The sequence below is a fragment of the Acidovorax sp. NO-1 genome (assembly GCF_000238595.1).
Lineage (GTDB): Bacteria > Pseudomonadota > Gammaproteobacteria > Burkholderiales > Burkholderiaceae_C > Acidovorax.
The window spans coordinates 1-360 of the sequence record NZ_AGTS01000129.1 but is presented as its reverse complement, the minus strand read 5'-3'; the positions used below and the strand labels follow the sequence as shown (position 1 = coordinate 360).

1 protein-coding gene is annotated in these 360 nt (G+C 29.2%); it reads right to left on the bottom strand.

Annotated elements, in window-relative coordinates:
- Positions 1–21: 21 nt before the first annotated feature.
- Positions 22–267, bottom strand: a complete 246-nt coding sequence (locus KYG_RS24020) for a hypothetical protein (protein ID WP_202798348.1) — start codon at positions 265–267, stop codon at positions 22–24.
- Positions 268–360: the final 93 nt, after the last annotated feature.

Sequence of the window (360 nt, the reverse complement as noted above, 5' to 3'; positions counted from 1 at the left end):
CAACTTCCTGTACCCATTTATTTAGTCAGTTCTGTCGTAACTTTTTTCAGATCTAATATCATCGTTGCTAATGTCATTGCATCCATATTTTTGTTTCCATAATAAAATTGCTAAATCATGATCTTTTTTTATCTTCTTTTTTAACAATTTTAAATTAGCAAAACTAACTCCGAATAGTGGCTCTTTCGCTCCGTGGTTTTTATACGTTTTACGATTTTGTTCTGTTCCATATTCCTCTAGTTGCTGCATTACTTCTTCAAGTAACATATACCCACCTCTTTATTTTTTATGTTGACTTCATATATGTATGTACGATATATTCTACATTACTTTTTGGTTTTCCTATATGTATTTTTAAAA

Excerpts from the sequence above, each read along its gene's own strand:
- KYG_RS24020 (WP_202798348.1), bottom strand. The coding sequence starts at position 267 with ATGTTACTTGAAGAAGTAATGCAGCAACTAGAGGAATATGGAACAGAA.